General features: G+C 59.5%; 23 protein-coding genes. 7 read left to right on the top strand and 16 right to left on the bottom strand.

Features of this window, described 5'->3' with window-relative positions; genetic code table 11:
* The 9 genes from Q5H89_RS22755 to Q5H89_RS22715 all read right to left on the bottom strand — a co-directional run.
* Positions 1-225, bottom strand: a 225-nt coding sequence (locus tag Q5H89_RS22755) for a hypothetical protein (RefSeq protein ID WP_305021639.1), incomplete at its 3' end; no start/stop codon positions are given.
* The gene (locus Q5H89_RS22750) at positions 225-974 is read right to left on the bottom strand and encodes a hypothetical protein (RefSeq protein WP_305021638.1); all 750 of its coding nucleotides are present in this window, start codon (positions 972-974) and stop codon (positions 225-227) included. The genes Q5H89_RS22755 and Q5H89_RS22750, both read right to left, overlap by 1 nt.
* Complete coding sequence (locus tag Q5H89_RS22745) at positions 871-1,617, bottom strand: hypothetical protein (protein WP_305021637.1); 747 nt, start codon at positions 1,615-1,617, stop codon at positions 871-873. Before Q5H89_RS22745 ends, Q5H89_RS22750 begins: the two co-directional genes overlap by 104 nt.
* Positions 1,614-2,189, bottom strand: a complete 576-nt coding sequence (locus tag Q5H89_RS22740) for a DUF6712 family protein (protein WP_305021636.1) — start codon at positions 2,187-2,189, stop codon at positions 1,614-1,616. Before Q5H89_RS22740 ends, Q5H89_RS22745 begins: the two co-directional genes overlap by 4 nt.
* The gene (locus Q5H89_RS22735) at positions 2,186-3,508 is read right to left on the bottom strand and encodes a hypothetical protein (RefSeq protein ID WP_305021635.1); all 1,323 of its coding nucleotides are present in this window, start codon (positions 3,506-3,508) and stop codon (positions 2,186-2,188) included. The genes Q5H89_RS22740 and Q5H89_RS22735 overlap by 4 nt, the downstream gene beginning before the upstream one ends.
* 78 nt (positions 3,509-3,586) lie before the next feature.
* Positions 3,587-4,375, bottom strand: a complete 789-nt coding sequence (locus tag Q5H89_RS22730; RefSeq protein WP_305021634.1) for a hypothetical protein — start codon at positions 4,373-4,375, stop codon at positions 3,587-3,589.
* Positions 4,376-4,379: 4 nt separating this feature from the next.
* Positions 4,380-4,973, bottom strand: coding sequence for a hypothetical protein (locus Q5H89_RS22725; protein WP_305021633.1), 594 nt, complete (start codon positions 4,971-4,973; stop codon positions 4,380-4,382).
* A gap of 94 nt (positions 4,974-5,067) precedes the next feature.
* On the bottom strand, positions 5,068-6,195 hold the full coding sequence (locus tag Q5H89_RS22720; RefSeq protein WP_305021632.1) for a hypothetical protein: 1,128 nt from the start codon (positions 6,193-6,195) through the stop codon (positions 5,068-5,070).
* Positions 6,196-6,260: 65 nt separating this feature from the next.
* Positions 6,261-7,556, bottom strand: a complete 1,296-nt coding sequence (locus Q5H89_RS22715; protein WP_305021631.1) for an ATP-dependent Clp protease proteolytic subunit — start codon at positions 7,554-7,556, stop codon at positions 6,261-6,263.
* A gap of 113 nt (positions 7,557-7,669) precedes the next feature.
* Between Q5H89_RS22715 and Q5H89_RS22710 the strand changes: the two genes are divergently transcribed.
* The 3 genes from Q5H89_RS22710 (at position 7,670) to Q5H89_RS22700 (ending at position 9,241) form a co-directional block, all read left to right on the top strand.
* Positions 7,670-7,840, top strand: coding sequence for a hypothetical protein (locus Q5H89_RS22710; RefSeq protein WP_305021630.1), 171 nt, complete (start codon positions 7,670-7,672; stop codon positions 7,838-7,840).
* A 15-nt stretch (positions 7,841-7,855) separates the two neighbouring features.
* Positions 7,856-8,449: a hypothetical protein gene (locus Q5H89_RS22705; protein WP_305021629.1), complete on the top strand. Its 594-nt coding sequence runs from the start codon at positions 7,856-7,858 to the stop codon at positions 8,447-8,449.
* A gap of 108 nt (positions 8,450-8,557) precedes the next feature.
* Positions 8,558-9,241, top strand: a complete 684-nt coding sequence (locus Q5H89_RS22700; protein WP_305021628.1) for a hypothetical protein — start codon at positions 8,558-8,560, stop codon at positions 9,239-9,241.
* Positions 9,242-9,433: 192 nt separating this feature from the next.
* Here the strand turns inward: Q5H89_RS22700 and Q5H89_RS22695 are convergent, their stop codons facing one another.
* Positions 9,434-9,817 (bottom strand): helix-turn-helix domain-containing protein, encoded by a 384-nt coding sequence (locus Q5H89_RS22695; protein ID WP_305021627.1) that lies wholly within the window; start codon positions 9,815-9,817, stop codon positions 9,434-9,436.
* 61 nt (positions 9,818-9,878) lie between these two features.
* Positions 9,879-10,064 carry a type II toxin-antitoxin system HicA family toxin gene (locus Q5H89_RS22690; RefSeq protein ID WP_305021626.1) on the bottom strand — a complete coding sequence of 62 codons (186 nt, stop codon included), beginning with the start codon at positions 10,062-10,064 and terminating at the stop codon, positions 9,879-9,881.
* A gap of 27 nt (positions 10,065-10,091) precedes the next feature.
* On the opposite strand from Q5H89_RS22690, the gene Q5H89_RS22685 reads away from it, so the two are divergent.
* A complete protein-coding gene (locus Q5H89_RS22685; protein ID WP_305021625.1) occupies positions 10,092-10,274 on the top strand; it encodes a hypothetical protein in 183 nt (60 codons plus the stop codon).
* A gap of 697 nt (positions 10,275-10,971) precedes the next feature.
* Here the strand turns inward: Q5H89_RS22685 and Q5H89_RS22680 are convergent.
* The 5 genes from Q5H89_RS22680 to Q5H89_RS22660 are packed head-to-tail and all read right to left on the bottom strand — an operon-like array spanning position 10,972 to position 13,897.
* A complete protein-coding gene (locus tag Q5H89_RS22680) occupies positions 10,972-12,318 on the bottom strand; it encodes a hypothetical protein (protein WP_305021624.1) in 1,347 nt (448 codons plus the stop codon).
* A gap of 25 nt (positions 12,319-12,343) precedes the next feature.
* A complete protein-coding gene (locus tag Q5H89_RS22675; protein WP_305021623.1) occupies positions 12,344-12,700 on the bottom strand; it encodes a GIY-YIG nuclease family protein in 357 nt (118 codons plus the stop codon).
* Entirely contained in the window at positions 12,697-12,942 is a 246-nt protein-coding gene (locus Q5H89_RS22670) for a hypothetical protein (RefSeq protein WP_305021622.1), read from the bottom strand. The genes Q5H89_RS22675 and Q5H89_RS22670 overlap by 4 nt, the downstream gene beginning before the upstream one ends.
* Positions 12,935-13,423, bottom strand: a complete 489-nt coding sequence (locus Q5H89_RS22665; RefSeq protein ID WP_305021621.1) for a hypothetical protein — start codon at positions 13,421-13,423, stop codon at positions 12,935-12,937. The genes Q5H89_RS22670 and Q5H89_RS22665 overlap by 8 nt, the downstream gene beginning before the upstream one ends.
* A gap of 18 nt (positions 13,424-13,441) precedes the next feature.
* Positions 13,442-13,897 (bottom strand): hypothetical protein, encoded by a 456-nt coding sequence (locus Q5H89_RS22660; protein ID WP_305021620.1) that lies wholly within the window; start codon positions 13,895-13,897, stop codon positions 13,442-13,444.
* A gap of 227 nt (positions 13,898-14,124) precedes the next feature.
* Here Q5H89_RS22660 and Q5H89_RS22655 point away from each other — a divergent pair, with 227 nt between their 5' ends.
* From Q5H89_RS22655 to Q5H89_RS22645, 3 genes are all read left to right on the top strand, one after another.
* A complete protein-coding gene (locus Q5H89_RS22655; RefSeq protein ID WP_305021619.1) occupies positions 14,125-14,292 on the top strand; it encodes a hypothetical protein in 168 nt (55 codons plus the stop codon).
* Positions 14,293-14,635: 343 nt separating this feature from the next.
* Positions 14,636-14,857, top strand: a complete 222-nt coding sequence (locus Q5H89_RS22650; RefSeq protein ID WP_305021618.1) for a hypothetical protein — start codon at positions 14,636-14,638, stop codon at positions 14,855-14,857.
* A gap of 125 nt (positions 14,858-14,982) precedes the next feature.
* Positions 14,983-15,870, top strand: coding sequence for a toll/interleukin-1 receptor domain-containing protein (locus Q5H89_RS22645; protein ID WP_305021617.1), 888 nt, complete (start codon positions 14,983-14,985; stop codon positions 15,868-15,870).
* Positions 15,871-16,013 lie beyond the last annotated feature (143 nt).

Raw genomic sequence — 16,013 nt, 5'->3', positions numbered from 1 at the left:
GCGCAAGTCCTCGACCGACGTGCGGGCGATGACACAGTAGACGGTAATGGCCACCGCGCTGCCCTGGCCCGGGTGCGTGTAGGTGGTTTTCTGCGTCACGTTCTGGTAGCGGCCAGCGTAGCCGGCCACGAGCGCGTCGGGGTAGCCGCCGGGCGGGGGCGGCGGGGCGCTGGCGCCTTGCAGCAGGGCCAGAAAGGCGGGGTTGGCCAGGGAGAAGCTACGCATCAGGGCTGGGCGGCATAGCCGGCGATAATGTCCATTTCTGCTGCCCCCCAAGCGCATTCCAGGCTGAGCGTGGCCCGCTTGCCGGCCGCCAAAGCGGTGGGAACGGCCCCGCGCCAGTCCCAGGCCGGAAAGCTGAGCGTGATGGCTGTCGAGGACGTGTTGGCTAGGTGCAGGCGCAGGTTACGGCCCTGCAGGCGGCCGGCCGTGGCTGTAATCGTGAGGTTGCCGCTGGCCTGTAGCAGCTGGGCTGGCGCGGCCGTGAAGTCGAGCGTCAGGCTCGCCGCGTAGGCCAGGCTCAAGTATGTATCCAGGGCGGGCGCCCCGGTGCGGTGGTCTACTACCGTGATACCGGGCGCGATATAATCCACCTGCACGTTGCCGTAGAGATGCACCGTGCCCGTGCCGGCCAAGCTGGCGTAGTAGCCGTTGGTGAAGGTGTAGGTGGCGCCTTTCAGCACGAAGGGCACCTCGCTGTAGCCGTTGAGAAACTGCGGGGCGCGGGCCGGGCTCACGGCACCGTTGGCCTGGCCGCTGAGCACGATTTGGGCCGTGCCGGTTGCCGCGTTGTTTTGAAAGAAAAAGAAGAAGTTGGCCACCACGAGGCTTAGCGAGCCGACGCCAGGCATGGTGAGTGTCACGCCATCGTTAAAGAGCACAGCTGAGCCGCTGGCATCCAGGTAAGTGGGCCAGGGCGTGTTCTTGCTGGCATTGCTGGCCGTCACCGTCAACTTGCCGGTGTTGAAGCGCATAAACACTGGCGCGCCGTGGCTGGCGTCGGAAGGCCGCGTCGGCCGTGGCGTAGCCGATGGCCTGGTTCGTGTTGGTGTAGACCATCACCTGCGCGGCCTGCACTCCGATTTCGTTGATGGCGGCTACCAGGTTGGTTTTGGCGGCCGTGGTCAGGCTGGCCAGCGGGCCGATGGTGGCCGTGAGGCTGGCCAACAGGGCATTGACCTGCGCCTTGGTATAGGCATCAACTGTAGCTGGCACGGCCGTAGCCGCCGCCACATCGACCTGCACGAAGGAGCGCCCGCCGGCCGCATCCTGAAAAATGCCCACTGGGCTAAAGGCCTCGGAACTCAGGCCCCAGACCCACACGCGGGTATCGTTGCCGGTCTGATTCCAGTCGCCGTCGATGGTGTACCACGTGGCTTCCTGCACCCGCCCGGGGCGGGCCGGGGCCGTGAGCGGTAGCAAGGTGCTGGCGCCGGGGATGTCGAGGCGCACGACCGTAGTGCCGAGCGGCACCCCCGTCAGGCCTTCGGCCAGTGCATCAAGCGCGGCCAACACGCCGGCCGCGCGGTTGGCGCCGGGCGTGCCCACGGCGGGGCCGCCGGCCACCACCTTCACGTTGCGGCGAAATAAGGCTTTGAATTCGGGCAGGGTCATCATAGGGCAACAGTGCGTAAGCCGCCCGCACCGGGCCGGCGGTTGGGGCCAGCGCCGCAGGCGGTAGCCGCTGCGGCCGGGCCGCGGTAGGTGTGCAGGGCCCCCGTGAGCAGGGCCCGGTAGTGGCTGCACTTGGCGGCCGCATCGGCGCGCATCTCGGTGCGTTGGGCCTGGCTGATGGGCTGGTTGTTGCCCGAGCTGAAGGTTTCCACGCCATTTTCCGTGACGTGGGCGCCGTGGTCGAGCAAGAACCGGCGGTAGGTTTCGTAGCAGAGCAGCGGGCGCACGGCGCTCACGTAGAGCACGTGCCGCTGGTAGAGCGGGCTGGCCTGCAGCGCTGCTAGCTCAGCTTCCGGAAAGCCTAGCGCCTCGGCCGCCGCGTAGCTAACCGCGAACGCCGGCCGGCCGGCATCGGTCAGGTACGCCGCCAGCAGCTGCGCCTCGCTGCCAGCCAGCAGCGGCAACACGTCGAAGGTGTGGGCGTCGCGGATGGCCGGGTTGATGAGCAGGTCGGCCACGTTGGCCGACACGCGGGTGTAGTCGCCCAGGTCGGCCTTTGTGATGAGGAATGTCATGTGGCTTTCGGGCGGGGCTTGGAGGTAGGTTTCGGCGCCGGCGCTTCGGCTTCTTCCACTTCGGCCAGCGGCGGCAGGCCGCGGGTGGCGCGGCGCTCGTCGGGCGTCATGTCGGCGGCGACGGCCGGGTCGATGTAGTCCACCGGGTCCAGGGGCGTGACCGTAAAATCGAAGTGCGGGTAGAGGTGGCGCAGCGGGCCCACGCACAGCTCCCGGGCGGGGTTGACCACCAGCGAGAAAAGCTGAATGCTGTTGACGATTTGCTGGTTGTTGCCCAGCAGGCCCGCCTCACTCACCCCACACAGCACGGGCGGCACGCCGAAGCGGCGGTACACCCGGCCCTCCAGGCGGGCCGTGGCATCGGTCAGGCCCTTGCTGTTGGGGCCCTGGTTGAAAAACTTGACGTCGGGCAGCTCTTCTTTCGTCTCGACGAAGTTGGTCCACACGCTGGCCTCGGTGCGGCTGCCTTTCAGGGCCTTGACCGTATTTTCCACCGCCGTCATATCGGGCGATTTTTTGTACGGCCGGTCGGCTTCGGTTTGGTCACCAGTCGGCTTCCAGTTCTCATCCGGCACGTCGTCGTACTTCTTGCCCACCAGGCTCACCATGGCGTCCGGAAAGAAGCCGTTGCGAAACTGCTTCAACTCGTAGCGCGGGGCCTCGGCGTCGGCCTCGACGGCTTCCTTGGCCGCCCACCAGGTGGGCGTGGGGTAGCGCTTGCGACCCGGGCGCCCGGTAAATGAGAACAGTAGGTGGCCCCAGTAGCCGCCCTCGCTGGCTGCCGCCGCGATGACTTCGGCCGAGATATCCTGCTGGCTGGCTAGCGGGTCGTAGGGCAGATACACCTGGTTATGCCCGGTCGGAAACTTGCCCTCGGCCAGCTTCAGGTTGAGCACGAAGCGCCCGGCCCCGTCCTTTTCGCGGCGCAGGCAGTCGACGTCGGCCACGTAGAGTTCGCCCAGCTCGCCGCCGTAGGTGAAGCGCAGGATGTAGGCCACGCCCAGCCCCACGGCCGCCGTGGCGGCGGCCTCGGCCAGCAGCTGGTTGAAGGTCTGGCGCGGGTTAGCCATGGCCTCCCCCGTCGCCGGGCTGGCAAAGCCCTTGCCGCCGATGAAGAGGCCCAGGCGCTCGACGCAGGTGGTGGCCGTGCCCGAGTCATAGAGTACGCGCAGGATTTGCTGCGGCTCCAGGTTGTTATCGCCCCAGGGCCACACCTTGATAACCTCGCCGGCCTTGCCCTCGGGCATGGCCGGGGCCAGCACGTCAGCGGGTTGGCCGGTGCGCAGCAGGGCAGTACGGGGAGTGGGACGGCGAGCCATGAGCAGGGAAGTAGCGGCTAGTAAAAAGCCCGCCGCCGGGTGGGGGCAGCGGGCTTTTCGGCAGAAAAAAGGTTGGGCTTAGTTGCCGGACGTGCCCGGGGCTGGGTCAACGGGCGGCGCGGGGGCCGTCACGGCAGGCGCGCTGGGCGTGGCCGTGGCGTCGCTCGTGCTCACGGCCGGCACGGTGGCGGGGTCGGTGGCGCCGGTGGTGGCCGTTTTGCGGCTCAGCTTAGCTTTGGCCGCAGTGAGCTGCTGCTGCGTCTCGGTGAGTTGGCTGCGCGTCACAGCGTGGTCGCGGCGCTCCTTGTAAAGTTCCTCCAGCGCGTCTTTCTGGGTGGCCTCAACCTCCAAAAAAGACTTTTGAGAGGCTTCTAGCTGGGTTTGTAGCTCGATTTCGCGGGCGCTAGGCTCGGTTTCCGGCTCGTCATCACCTTCGTCGGTGCTCCCTTGGTCGGAAGCACCCGCCAAAAGCGACTCTTGGCCCGGCTTTAGCACGATGACGTGGCCATACCCATACTTAATGAGCGCCTCGGCGTCCTGGTCGGTGAGGTTTTCGGCCGTCACGGTCTTGCTGTAGCGGCCGTCGGCGATGACTTCGCCCGCAAAGCCCGGGGCGAAGGTGTACTTGGAATCTGCCATGAGTTCGGGGTGTAAAGAGCGAGTGGCCTCGCGGATGTAGGCGGTGACTACCGCCAAAAAATCTTTGTATTGGCACTGCCGGCACTTGCCCACGGGCTCGCCCGTGATGTCGGCGTAGAGCTGCGCGATTTCGCTCAGCCCCTCGGCGTAGCGCCGGTCGTTGAGCGGCCGCTGCACGTGGGCCTGGGCCCGGTCGAGCAACTCCTGCGTATAAGGCGCCTTTGCCACGGCCCTAGTCGACTACCTCGGCCCCGGTTACCAGCGAATCGAGGTAGTCGATGCTGGCCTGCAGCTGCGACACGGCCGAGTTGGAGTTGACGGCCTCGAAGAAGATGGGCAAATTGTCCTCGGTGCCCTTGAGCGTGATTTTGAGCACGCCGCTCGCATCCCCTTTTACCGTGCCGGTGCCCTCCTCGGCCTCGGCCGAGCTGCTGCCATCCTGCCAGAAATAGCCGCGAATGTGGCCCGCGTTGGTTTCGAGCAGCGCAAATACGGCGTCGGCCCGCAGGATGGCAATAATGGCGTCGGCCTCGTGCTGGGTGCCGTAGGCCACCTCGAAGATGACACTCTGCTCGTTGCTGAGCGCGCCCTCCTCACTCTTGGTAAACTTGCTGGCGCCCGAGCCTTTCTTCAGGCGGCCCTTTACCCGAATAAAGTTGGGGTCAGTGCCCAGCAGGAAAGAACTTAGGGCCCCATTGGGCTTATAGGTGTAGGCACCCGTGCGGTCTTCGACCTGCCCGAGCCAGAGCCGACTCTTGATGCCGCCCGAGGGCAGGCACTTGCGGGAGGCGACGTTTTTAGAGAAAATATTGCAGCTGTCAGCCATTGCGGGGGCAGTGAATGGCCCCCGGCCAACACCGGGGGCAGGTTACACGAGAAATAGATGGCCGGACCTTCCAAGCCGACCGGATAAGGGAGTCCTAGAGGGCGTAAGCCATCAGGATGTCGAAGCCGAAGCCGGCGCCGATGCGGTACTTGACCCGGGTGCGGTTGAACTCCGTGTTGATGTCGTACCAGAACTTAACCTCGGCCATATCGGAAATCAGGTCGGTGGCCCACACCAAGTTCTCGCGCACCGTGTAGATGGCGATGCACTGCGACGTGCCATTCGGAAGGTCGGCCGCTACCCAGCGGCTGTAGCTCTTAAGCTCAATCAGCTCCACGCCCTCGTAGGTGAAGCGCTGGCCCTGCGAGCCCGCAATCACGCTCAGGTTCGACTCCTCCGTCACCTTGCCGGCTACCAGCGCGCGGTAGGCCAGGCGCACGGCGCGGTAGCTCTTCGTGTCGAGGTAGAAGGCCTTCTGCGCATCGTCCTGGTCCTGTAGCTCCTCCGAGCAGTTCTCGTAGAGGTCGCCCAGCACCCCCAGAATCAGGGTAGGGTCGGCTTTGAGCGCGGCGGCCGTCGGCATGGCCGCACCCCGGTAGGTGCCAGTAGTGCCTTTTGAGCTGGGCGTGGGGTTGGCCACAATCAGCTTCTTGCGGATGCCATCAGTCTGGTTGTAGTTGGGGTCCGAGCTAGTGCGGTCGCCGAGCAGCCACATGCGGTAGCCGTCGAGGTAGACCACCCCCGACACCTGCTGGGTGAGCACAGGCTCGATGGCCATGTCGAGCTGGCCGGCCTCGTTGACCGAGAGCGAGCCCAGGCCTTCGGTGAGGGCCTTGCGCACGATGGTCTCAATCACGGTGCCTTCGAGGTTGTTATCCTCGGCGTGGCCGTCCTTCAGGGCCGACTCCAGCACCGTCTCGGTGTAGTCATCAGCGCACTCCTGCAGCTTGATTTCCACGGGGTCGACCGTGATGTCGTTCTTGGTGAGCTTGAGCAGCGTGCCGGTGGGCGTGAACTCGCCGCAGCCCGAGTCGCGGCGCGTGACCTTCTCGTTGGAGAGGATGCCGATGGTGGTGGCCCGGCGCTTGACGCCCTCCTTCACCAGGATGCCCAATTCCATCACGGAAGGCACTTTCTTGGCCGGGTACACCAGCAGCGAGAGGTTGTTGCCGGCATTGGCGGCGGAGCCCCCTACGATGAGCGGGCGTTCGAAAAATGGCATAGTGGGGGCAGAAAATAAGGCGAGCGAATGGCCGGCTACCCGGCGAAATGGCTAGGGTGAGTGGGCTATTTCTGGGTAGAAGCACCCTTGAGCAGGCCCTTGGCTTTGGGGGCCGGCTTGCCGTCGCCCATGTCGACGGCGGCTTTGGGACGCGGGGCAGCGGGCACTGCTTTGCTGAAGGCCTTCACTGATTTGTCCATCTCATCGAGGCGGGCAGAAATGGGCGCCAGGGCGGCCGAGATGGCAGCCGTCAGGGCCTCGGTATCGGTTTGCGGTTCCCCGCTAGCTTCGGCCTCGGTGATGCTGTCGATGACACCGCCGGCGACCACGATATCGCGCCCATCATCCGTGCCATAGGTGCCGTCGTCGGTGGCCACACTCAGGGCGTCGTCGTTGAACACGGCCGAGCCTTCGGCCGGCTCACCGTCCGTGAAGAGGCTGCCCGCGCCGTCCGCCAGCACGGTTTCCACCACTGTCGCCTCGGGCTCGGTCGCGTCGGCGCCCTCAATGGTGGCTTTGATGCCGGCGGCCTTGGCCATGGCGCGGATAGCGTCGGCGATGGGCTTTTGGGCAGCCGTCAGGCCGCTTCGGTTTTGGGGGGCGGGCTTCGCGCCCGGCTTTTTGGTGGTAGTGGCCATAGGGCGGGGAGTAGAGGCGGCCGAACGGGCCGCGTTTTTAGGACGTGGTTTGGTGCTGGCTGCGGCCTGCGTGCGCAGCTGGGCCACGGCACGCTTATCGGCGCGGGCCACGGCCTGGCGCACGGTGCGCAGGCGGGCCTGGGCCTGGGCCGTGCTGGGGGCCTTGCCGGTCAGGGGCTTGACGGCCGTGATGAAGCCAAAGTCGAGCGCTTCCTGGGCGCTCATCACGCGGTCGACGCTGATGAGGGCGCGGATGGCGGCCTCATCCTGGCTGGTGGCCGCCGCGTAGATGTCAATCAGGTTTTGCTCCTCGCGGTCGAGGCGGTCGGCATCGGCGCGCAGGTCCTCGCCGCGCTGGGCGAAGGTGCCGTTGGGGTAGAGCGGGCGGTGCACCATCCACTGGGCCGTGTGCTCGAGGGTAATCTCGTCGGCGGCCAGCGCCACGATGGTGCCCGAGCTGGCCGTGATGCTCAGCACGTGGGCGCGGATAGGAATGCCGAGGCCCCGCAGGTAGTTGTAAATCTCGACGGCGTGGCGCGTGAGCCCGCCGTAGCAGATGCCGAACTGCAGCAGGATGCTGTCAACTGTGGTGCCCTGGTAGGCGGCCCACTCCAACTGCATGCGAATGGTGTCGACCGTGAAGGCGGGCACGAACTCCCACGTGTCCCAGTCGATGTACTCGGGACCGATGTTTTCGCCGACGGCAATGGTGAGTTCAGGCATGAGGCGCAGGCCGTTTGGGCGCTGTGCAACAAAGTTTTCTACCTGTCTTGGGGCTGGGCAAATAAGTCCGGAACTTCACCGGAAGAACGCCGGCGATTTGCCGGACTTATTTTATGGAACTGACGCCACGGCCTGAAATCCACAAAAAACTCAAGAAGCTAGCCCAGGAGCAGGGGCTTACGCTAAACGCACTGTTGGTGCCCTTCCTCAACGACATTGCCGCCGGCCGCCTGGTGCGGGGGCCGCAGTGGGTAGCCCCGCAGCCAGGGCAGAAGGCGGCGTAGGGCTATATTCGGGGCATGAAGAAAACTCTACTCGCAGCCCTGCTGCTGGCTAGTGGTGGTACGCAGGCTCAAGAACTAAGCCCAGAGCAAGAGTTACTTAATGTAGTTATCAACCACAGGGGCCGTCTTGTGTATGCTGCCCCATTGCCTCAACTTTATTTTACGTGGTCGGACACGGCCGACCTATTTAATCGGCGTACCGGTAGTACGTTAACCACGCGGGATGTCAGCCGCGAAACTCTCACTGAGCTAGTGCGCAACAGCTATCAGATGTCTGCTGCGTCGTGGACAGCGACTGAACTAGATAGTGTATTGCTTGTTGACCGACGCGGCGCTAGCCTATACTTCGACGCCCATTTGAAGCGCCTGAGTGCGGGCAACGAGCATCTGACTAAATTCTACAAAAAAGCTATTCGCCACTATAACGCCACTGACTCATCGGAACGAGATATAGCCTCCTATACAAGGCCAGTGTTTAATGCTAATAAGCGGTACGCCCTCGTTGAATATGATAACGGCTATATGCTTGGTGGTCGCGGCTACATCGTATTATATAAACGCGAAAAGAGCTGGCGTGAGATAGGTATTTTGAAACGCTGGGCACACTGAGTATTGCGACAGTTATTCATGGACCCCACCCGCAACGGTGGGGCTTTTTGCTGCGCTAAATTTTTAGTGCACTTCGCCCGAATCTGTTCGCTAGCGTAGCTTTCGGGTATGAAGAAACTACTACTCGCTGGGCTGCTGGCTGTGGGCGTGGCGTCCCCGGCCGTAGGGCAGACAAAGGGGAACCCCGCCGAGCGCACCGAAGCCCAGACCCTAGGACGGGGTGTGGCCCTGCGTCGGCCCGGCGAGGCTGATAGTGCCTTTATGCGGCGGGTACTGCCGGTGTCCTACTCGGAGTCCGGACATCGCGTTGTTTATGCTTGGCGGCCGAGCACCTTTGGTAAGCAACTGCTCTTTGTGGTACAAGGTGACAACGGCCCTAAGACTGCGTTATTTATCCTTGACCCCTACCAGCCCGCCACTTACGCCGTGCAACGGCTAGGTGTCGTGATTAATGGCGGCTGTGACTTGGCCTCGTCGCTCGACGCTATTTTCTTTGCTGATATAAACCACGACGGAAAAAAGGAGTTGCTGGCCCTTGGTTTCTGCTATGCGCAGGAGCAATCGGAAGACAAAGACGATAACGGCCGAATCATGGTAGGTCACGTTGACCGCCAGGGTACCGTAGTGTACCGCTACGCCGGCTCAGATGGCAAAGGCCGGCCCCGCTATGAAAAGACCTTTACGCCACGCTACCTCACCGGCGTAGAAACAGCGGCCGAGGCACGGGCCAAAATTGCCGCCCACCAAAGGCATCGGTCAGCCTCACCCAGGGCCAGCAACAAGTCGAAGTGAGGCAGGTTATTTTCATGGCTCACGAAGCACACCCACGGCGGCACGACCGTCTGCCTAGCCGGCAATCCTGGCGCGAGCGCCGCCAGAAAAGGCTTTTAGAGCCTGAATGGCGGCCCACAAAAAAGCCCCCGACCAACCACGGCCGGGGGCTTACTAATTAGATAAGCAGCAAAGGTTTGACGCAAAAAAGGGCTAGGCAAAATCCATCTCGGCCAGTTCGCGCCCCACGGCCCGCACTCCATCCAGAATGCGGGCGGTCTGCTTCGGGCTGGGCTTCTTTTGGCCCCCGATATATTGCGCCAGCAGGCTCTGCGACATACCCAGGCGGGCAGCTAGGGCCGAGACATTAATGACTTTGTAGAAGTCGAAAAACTGCGGCAGGTCAAGCACAATTTTTAGGTCGGCCTCGGTGAAGGTGCGGCCCTCCCCTTCAAAGTGCAGGGTAAGGGCCTCCACCATGTTGGCCTTGAGTTCGGGCAGTGTAGCGCCCACCACGGCCACGGCCAAGTTGTCGGCGGTGGTGTAGGCAGAGTACCCCGTATTGGTGCGCTCTACGGAAAATTCAATCTTTGCCATTGTTGATAATTGAGTAACTGTGAATTGTAACTGACAAATGAAAAGCAGCCGGTGGGCGGGGCTACCTGAGCCCCGCCTGTTTTAGAATCTTCGCCGCTAGCCCCTTGCCTACTTCGGCGCTCCCGTGGCTGGGGAAGGTTATTTGCTCGGGGTTCGTCGGGTGCCTGAGGGTCATGTGGCTCCCGTTTTGCCGGACAATGTACCAACCGGCTTTAAGTAGGATGCGGAGTAGCTCGCTGCTTTTCATGTTGTAAAGGTAATAATATTATTACCTATGAAACAAGCAAAAGGTTGTAAATTTATTACTTTATTTTTAGTGCGTAGGGGTCGATTGCGGGCGGTGCGAAAAAGAAGCCCCGCCGGGTTAGGGTGGGGCTGGGAAGATGCCTTAAGAAAAATTTATAGCCCTTCCAAGCAAAAGCTGTTCTATTGGTCTACGGCAGCAAGTGAAGATTAAAAGCTTGAATAGTAGTTATTTAGGAAAGGCGCCACAGGTGTTGATGCATATTTTGCAAAAAAAACATTGCAGTAACCCCTTGATAAGTAATGAATTATACATACTCGCTGCAACCGTAGACCACTATTTTTTAGTACCAGCGCAATAGAGAGCCTATTACCTTTGTCTTATCGCGTTGGGGTTATGCCCCGCGACCTTACAAGCGGCTTTCCTAGAAAGACGAATGCCCGGCCGTTACGAGCGGCCAGGCATTCAGAGTGCGGGGTTATGGTGAAACCCTCTACTCGATTGGAAACCATGAAGAGGAACGCGAAAAAGCTGCTTAGCCAGTGGGGCAAACCCCTGTTGCTTGAGTTGTTGAAGGGAATTGCAAAAGGTGCTGGCCTGCTGCTGCTCACTTCGCTAGCTCATTGCTAGGTAGTTTATTGAGGTGGTTTGGCCTAGGGCTAGGCCACCTCATTTTTTATGTGGTGTGTCTCTATGGTAGCGACAACACAAAGCTAACGTAAAAGTGTAGGCCGCGCCTATTGTTTCCGAAAGACATCAATTGCAACTAATTGATTATTAGTGAATAAAAAATTAGCCCTAGCACTACTTTTATCAAGTTATCTACGGAAAAATCCTGTCTAGTTTCCGATACGTGTACCGCAACGTGTTTCACTTTCTAGGGAAAAGTGCTATTTTCTAAGGTAGAGGGCTAGAGAGGGAAGATATTTAGTATTTCCTCGCAGCTGGAGAAGCATTCGGTTTCGCCGCCGAAGGAGCGTTTGGGGTGGTAGCGTAGGTGGGCGAAGGTTGCCAGGATGGATTGTTCCCAGTCGTAGATACGGCTGGCGTCTTGGCTGGTGTGTTGGGCTAGGATTTCGTAGGCGTAGTTGGACTTGTGCAGCTTGCGGTAGCGTTCGCCTACACTGTGATAGGTGATACCTACTTTGTAGAAAGATTCTTTGTCGTTGTAAAGACGCAGGAAATAGAGAATGGCAGTGCGGCCCTGGGCCTGGTCCGCCCAGTCGAGGGCTTTGGCAGCGGCGGTGCGTTCCCGGCCGCAGGTAGGGCAGCCACAGCCAACCAAATGATTAAGTGGGCTCTGCTTGAACGCGCCATGTAAGGGGCAGGTGATTTCAATCTTATGTCTATTGTTGACATACTGTACTAATGAATAACCATAGCGGTCGCCGTGTATAGCGCGGGCGCGAGTTAGAAACTCGCCCTGAGTGAGCTTGCATCGCTCAGCGGTTGCCTCGTTGGCGCAAATAGGGCAACCAGAGCCATAAGAGCAGTGAGAGCCGGGGGTCTGCCAAAAGCTGCCATGTTGAGGGCAAATAATTTCGACCTTGATTTGTGTAGTCTTATACACCACCTGCGAGTAGTCGTATTTGTTGCCATGTACGAGTTGAGCGGATTTAACGAAGCTATCTAAATCGCTGCGGTGAAAGTCAGCAACTTTTATTCTACCGCAAATTGGGCAGCCTTGAGCTTGATTAATGTGTGCGTTGGGAGACTGTCTAAAGGGGCCGTGCTGGGGGCATATTATTGTGATAGTGCGAGTGTTATTAATGTACTGGACCTGTGAATAATCGTAACGGTTACCATGCCTCTGCTGCGCAGCTGTAACGAACTCATCTAATGAACGCCGATGTGCGGCTGAGACACTGTCTCTCCCGCATTTAGGGCATCCAGTACCATTAATATGGGAATCGGCTTCCTGTGAAAATTTGCCGTGCTCTGGGCAAATAATATCAACCTTAAGCTTACAGTTGATATAGACTGTCTGTGAATAGTTGTACTTATCGCCATGAGCAGCGCGGGCGCGGACTATGAATTTATCTAAAGTGTGTCTGACTGCTGCGCTAATTTTAGAGTGTCGGCACCGTGGGCAGCCTTGGCCGTGCAAGTGATTACTAGGCTGTTGATTAAAATGGCCATGGTCTGGACAGTTAATTTGCACCTTCTGTTTACCGCCTTGATATACAGCCTGCGAGTAGTCGTAGCGGCTTCCATGAATTGCTGCGGCCTTCGCTAGAAACTGCTCTTGTGTGAGCATTTTATTACCTCTAGGCATCTTACCACTAAATTAAGGTTTCTGTATTTTTCAAAAAGAACGTCCCGCTAGGCAGCGCCGCCAGCAACTCAGCAACGTCCGAGTAGCACTCGGTAAAGCCCGAAAACGAGGCCGTAGGCCGGTAAGCCAGGTGGGCAAAGTGCGTATGCAGCCACTGCTCCAGGTCGTACACCTTGCCCGCGTTGTAGCTGCTGTACCGGGCCACGGTGCGCCACCTGTACAGGGTCTTGAGGCGGGAAAAGCGGGAGCTAAGGCAGAAGGTGACCCCCACCTTATAAAAGCGCTCCCCCGGCCCATACACGCGCACCACATACAGCACGGCCTTGCGGCCGTGCTGCTGGGCAATCCAACTAGCCCGCGTCATAGCTGGGCGAGCTGCTGCTCTAAGTCAGCTATGCGGCTGGCTAGCGTTTCTTCACTCATGCGGGCTACGCACCTGAGCCGTTCGGCCCGTAGCCCCTCAATCCTGACCGGGGCCATACCGGGGGCGTGCAGGGCCACGCCCGAGAGCAAGGGAGCCAGCTCCCGCAGCCGGGCCAACTCCTGGCGGGCACTTACTAGCTGCCCGTAGACCGCCGTGGCGGTCTGTGCCTGCTGCTCAGTCATGCGGATAAGGCTGGCTGAGGTAGTGCGTGACGCGGTACACTTCCCAGGCCGGAGCGCCCGGCCCCCAGGCCAGGCGGTAGGCGTGCCCGCCGTTGTCGCAGGCTAGGCGGATGAGGTCGGGCTCTACGGCCACCACCCGCCCGAGCGTGGGGCAGTCGCGGGCGTCGCCCGGTTCCCACCACATCAGCACGTTCCCCACCTGTACCACCTCCCCCACGGCCAGCACCTTCCCCGCTAGGAAGGTGCCCGTAATGAAGCGCGGGGCCATGTTCTCGTTCCACACCAAGGGCAGGGCGTAGAGGCTGGCAATTTCCTTGGCGCACGCCTCGGGGTCAAGGCCGTAGTGCTGGGGATTGAGTAGGGTGTTGGCCCAGCCCAGGGCGGGGTCGAACCAGTAGTAGCGCTCATTTGGGGAGTAGCCGCACACCCCCAGCGGATAGCCCAAGTCCTGGGCTATCCGTTCGGAAGAAGTCTGTTCCATCGCTGACTAGGTGCAGGGCTAGGCAGCAGATGAGTAAGACACCTCTTTTTTGCTCCAGCCGTCGGCCGGGGGCGTCTCGCCCGCCCGGCCGAGTATCTTGGCCCACAGGTTGCCGATGGTGGCCGTGGCGGCTACCGTGGTGAGCTGATTGAGCGTGAGCAGCGCGGCCGTTTTTTCGGCGCGGCTAATTTGGTGCGCGTTGCAGAGGCGGATAATTTCCTCTTTCTGCTCGGCCGTGGCGTAGGTTACGGGAGCCGTGACCGGCTCCTGTTCTTCCCGGCGTGCAATTTCGCGCACCGTGTTTACATACCACTTTTGCAGGGTGGCTAGGTCTTGGCAAGCTAGCGTGCGCTGCATGGCCGTGTCGTACTCGGCCGTTAGGATGAGGGGGTGGCCCACCAGCAAGTCCATGATGCTACGGCGGTGGGCGGAGAGTTGGGCGCCAATGGTGGCGGCCTGAATTACATTTTTCATGTAATTTTGTGGGGTGATTGGGTTTGACTGAACCCACCTAGTAGCCCTGTTTCAGCAGGTGCTATATCGGAAGCCGCCCCCTGCAAGGGGCGGCTTCTTTGCTTGCTACTAGGTGCGCTGACCTCCCTTTGAGGACATAACAAAGATACACAAAAGTCTAGACAATACAAGCTAAATTTAATTTATTTTTCCTTTTATTATAATAAAGTCTAGACTACATTTGTGTTATGGAATCTCAAAAGACACCTGCCCCTCGTAGCCCGCAAATCAATATCAAGCTCACCGAGGAAGAGCGGGAGCTATTTGATAAGGTCGGCAAAGCTCGTGGGCTCAAGCTGTCAGCGCTGGCTCGCTCACTGATGCACGACGAGGCCCGCCGCTTGGGCCTGAAGTAACCCACGGCCCGCCCCACCGCCTAACTCGCAACCTACCCGCCGAGAGCGGGGCGGGGGAGTGTGTTTTTTTATAAAAAAGCCGCCCGCTGGGCCTGCGTACCTTAGCAACGCAGCGCACCCGCCTAGGGGTGCGGCCGATGGGCATAATTAGACTGCTTCGGGTGATAGCCTGACACGAAGGCCCACAGACTGGCTGCCGCCTCGTAATGCCACTGCGCTGGCTCTGCCCATCTGGGTGGGGCCATTTCTGTGAACTTACATCACTCCTTCAATTTTCAAAAGCCAAAGCTTGCCCGCCCGTGTAGGCTGTATATTGGCTGTCGCAAAACATAGCCCACTCATTATGCTAACTATAGCTGACCTCAAACAACTCATTCACCTTGGCGGTGGCGTTCATATTGATGCAGGCCATTACACCACTGACGACCTCAAAGCATGCGCCCTGCTGGCAAAGGGCTCTGGAGCCCGTATCGTATTAGCAAATGCCAAATGCTTAACTATTGCTGATATGAAAGCAATAGCCCACCTCGGGGCAGGGCAAATTGTTTTTGAACTGGTAGGATGAAAACGGATGCAATGCGCGCTTAGCGAGCTAGCAGAGCAATACAGATGCTACTCAACGAAGCCCGCCGCCTAGGCATTGAGCCTCAAAGGAAATAGACATTTTTTAATCCCGCAATCTCGAACTCTGTGACACAATTTGACCCGAATTCAATAGATTATACTCCATTGATTCGCCTGCAAAGTGATTTGCCAACAGCCGAGGCATTGATAGTAGACCCTGAGTTTCGAGTGTTAGGGAAACCCAGTAGCTTAGTCACCTTTCCTTTCGGACTTTACGCACTACTTGATTTTACTGCTAGCTACAGTACGATTGCAGTATTTCCTAAGGAATTAATAGTTAATGAAGAGCAATTGATTCAGATGCACCGGTGCGTGCGGGCTATCGCTGATAGTCTTGCTGACAGAATTGTTGGCAGTAAAATGCACGCAAATGTGCCTCGTTTCAACCATGCACCAAATCGCTTAGGTTATAACCGCAGTGTTTACATCTACGCACCTGAACTTCCAATTGGAGCCGAGAATGTCAGAGCTTTTTTTGAGGCTCGTGACCTTAGGCCAAGAGTCCGCGACCTTAGCTACTACCAGAAGCAGTGGGCGGCCCGCCGCCCAGATGTATTTATCAGCCACGACTCAGCCGATAAAGCGGCCGTAGCTGAGCCATTATACCATGCACTTACGGCTCGTGGACTGAAAGTGTGGCTGGATAAGTACACGCTCAACTTAGGGGATAGCCTTACCGAAAAAATCAACGAAGGAATTGCAGAGTGCCGGTATGGAGTGCTCATTCTCAGTAAGGCATTTCTAGCAAATGAGCGTTGGGCCAAGCGAGAACTGAATAGCTTTTCGGTAAAGGATGCTATTGGTGACAGCCACAAACTTATTCCGGTCTGGCACAACATCAGTGAGAGCGACTTAGCTGCCCAAGGCAACTACTGGCTGATTGACAAGTTGGGGGGTAGCAGCAGCGATATAGAGGAGTTGGCAGATGCTATTATGAGAGTGGTTAGGCCCTAATCTATCCATTCGCGCTGTACGGCCCGGCCTAGCTTCCGGTGCGACTACGGATGCTGGGGCGGGTGCCCCGTGGGTGAGGAAGCCTCAGCTTATGTAGAGCTGGGGCTTTTTTCATACCTTGCTCAGCATAGTATTCTCACTTC

Source organism: Hymenobacter cheonanensis, from assembly GCF_030581075.1.
In the GTDB taxonomy this organism is placed as follows: Bacteria; Bacteroidota; Bacteroidia; order Cytophagales; family Hymenobacteraceae; genus Hymenobacter.
This window is presented reverse-complemented; position numbering and strand designations above follow the sequence as displayed.

Excerpts from the sequence above, each read along its gene's own strand:
- Q5H89_RS22735 (WP_305021635.1), bottom strand. The coding sequence starts at position 3,508 with ATGGCTCGCCGTCCCACTCCCCGTACTGCCCTGCTGCGCACCGGCCAA.
- Q5H89_RS22685 (WP_305021625.1), top strand. The coding sequence starts at position 10,092 with ATGAAACAAGCAAAAGGTTGTAAATTTATTACTTTATTTTTAGTGCGT.
- Q5H89_RS22650 (WP_305021618.1), top strand. The coding sequence starts at position 14,636 with ATGCTAACTATAGCTGACCTCAAACAACTCATTCACCTTGGCGGTGGC.
- Q5H89_RS22660 (WP_305021620.1), bottom strand. The coding sequence starts at position 13,897 with ATGAAAAATGTAATTCAGGCCGCCACCATTGGCGCCCAACTCTCCGCC.
- Q5H89_RS22710 (WP_305021630.1), top strand. The coding sequence starts at position 7,670 with ATGGAACTGACGCCACGGCCTGAAATCCACAAAAAACTCAAGAAGCTA.
- Q5H89_RS22690 (WP_305021626.1), bottom strand. The coding sequence starts at position 10,064 with ATGAAAAGCAGCGAGCTACTCCGCATCCTACTTAAAGCCGGTTGGTAC.
- Q5H89_RS22705 (WP_305021629.1), top strand. The coding sequence starts at position 7,856 with ATGAAGAAAACTCTACTCGCAGCCCTGCTGCTGGCTAGTGGTGGTACG.
- Q5H89_RS22675 (WP_305021623.1), bottom strand. The coding sequence starts at position 12,700 with ATGACGCGGGCTAGTTGGATTGCCCAGCAGCACGGCCGCAAGGCCGTG.
- Q5H89_RS22715 (WP_305021631.1), bottom strand. The coding sequence starts at position 7,556 with ATGCCTGAACTCACCATTGCCGTCGGCGAAAACATCGGTCCCGAGTAC.
- Q5H89_RS22695 (WP_305021627.1), bottom strand. The coding sequence starts at position 9,817 with ATGGCAAAGATTGAATTTTCCGTAGAGCGCACCAATACGGGGTACTCT.
- Q5H89_RS22700 (WP_305021628.1), top strand. The coding sequence starts at position 8,558 with ATGAAGAAACTACTACTCGCTGGGCTGCTGGCTGTGGGCGTGGCGTCC.
- Q5H89_RS22740 (WP_305021636.1), bottom strand. The coding sequence starts at position 2,189 with ATGACATTCCTCATCACAAAGGCCGACCTGGGCGACTACACCCGCGTG.
- Q5H89_RS22725 (WP_305021633.1), bottom strand. The coding sequence starts at position 4,973 with ATGGCTGACAGCTGCAATATTTTCTCTAAAAACGTCGCCTCCCGCAAG.
- Q5H89_RS22745 (WP_305021637.1), bottom strand. The coding sequence starts at position 1,617 with ATGATGACCCTGCCCGAATTCAAAGCCTTATTTCGCCGCAACGTGAAG.
- Q5H89_RS22680 (WP_305021624.1), bottom strand. The coding sequence starts at position 12,318 with ATGCTCACACAAGAGCAGTTTCTAGCGAAGGCCGCAGCAATTCATGGA.
- Q5H89_RS22750 (WP_305021638.1), bottom strand. The coding sequence starts at position 974 with ATGCGCTTCAACACCGGCAAGTTGACGGTGACGGCCAGCAATGCCAGC.
- Q5H89_RS22670 (WP_305021622.1), bottom strand. The coding sequence starts at position 12,942 with ATGACTGAGCAGCAGGCACAGACCGCCACGGCGGTCTACGGGCAGCTA.
- Q5H89_RS22720 (WP_305021632.1), bottom strand. The coding sequence starts at position 6,195 with ATGCCATTTTTCGAACGCCCGCTCATCGTAGGGGGCTCCGCCGCCAAT.
- Q5H89_RS22655 (WP_305021619.1), top strand. The coding sequence starts at position 14,125 with ATGGAATCTCAAAAGACACCTGCCCCTCGTAGCCCGCAAATCAATATC.
- Q5H89_RS22665 (WP_305021621.1), bottom strand. The coding sequence starts at position 13,423 with ATGGAACAGACTTCTTCCGAACGGATAGCCCAGGACTTGGGCTATCCG.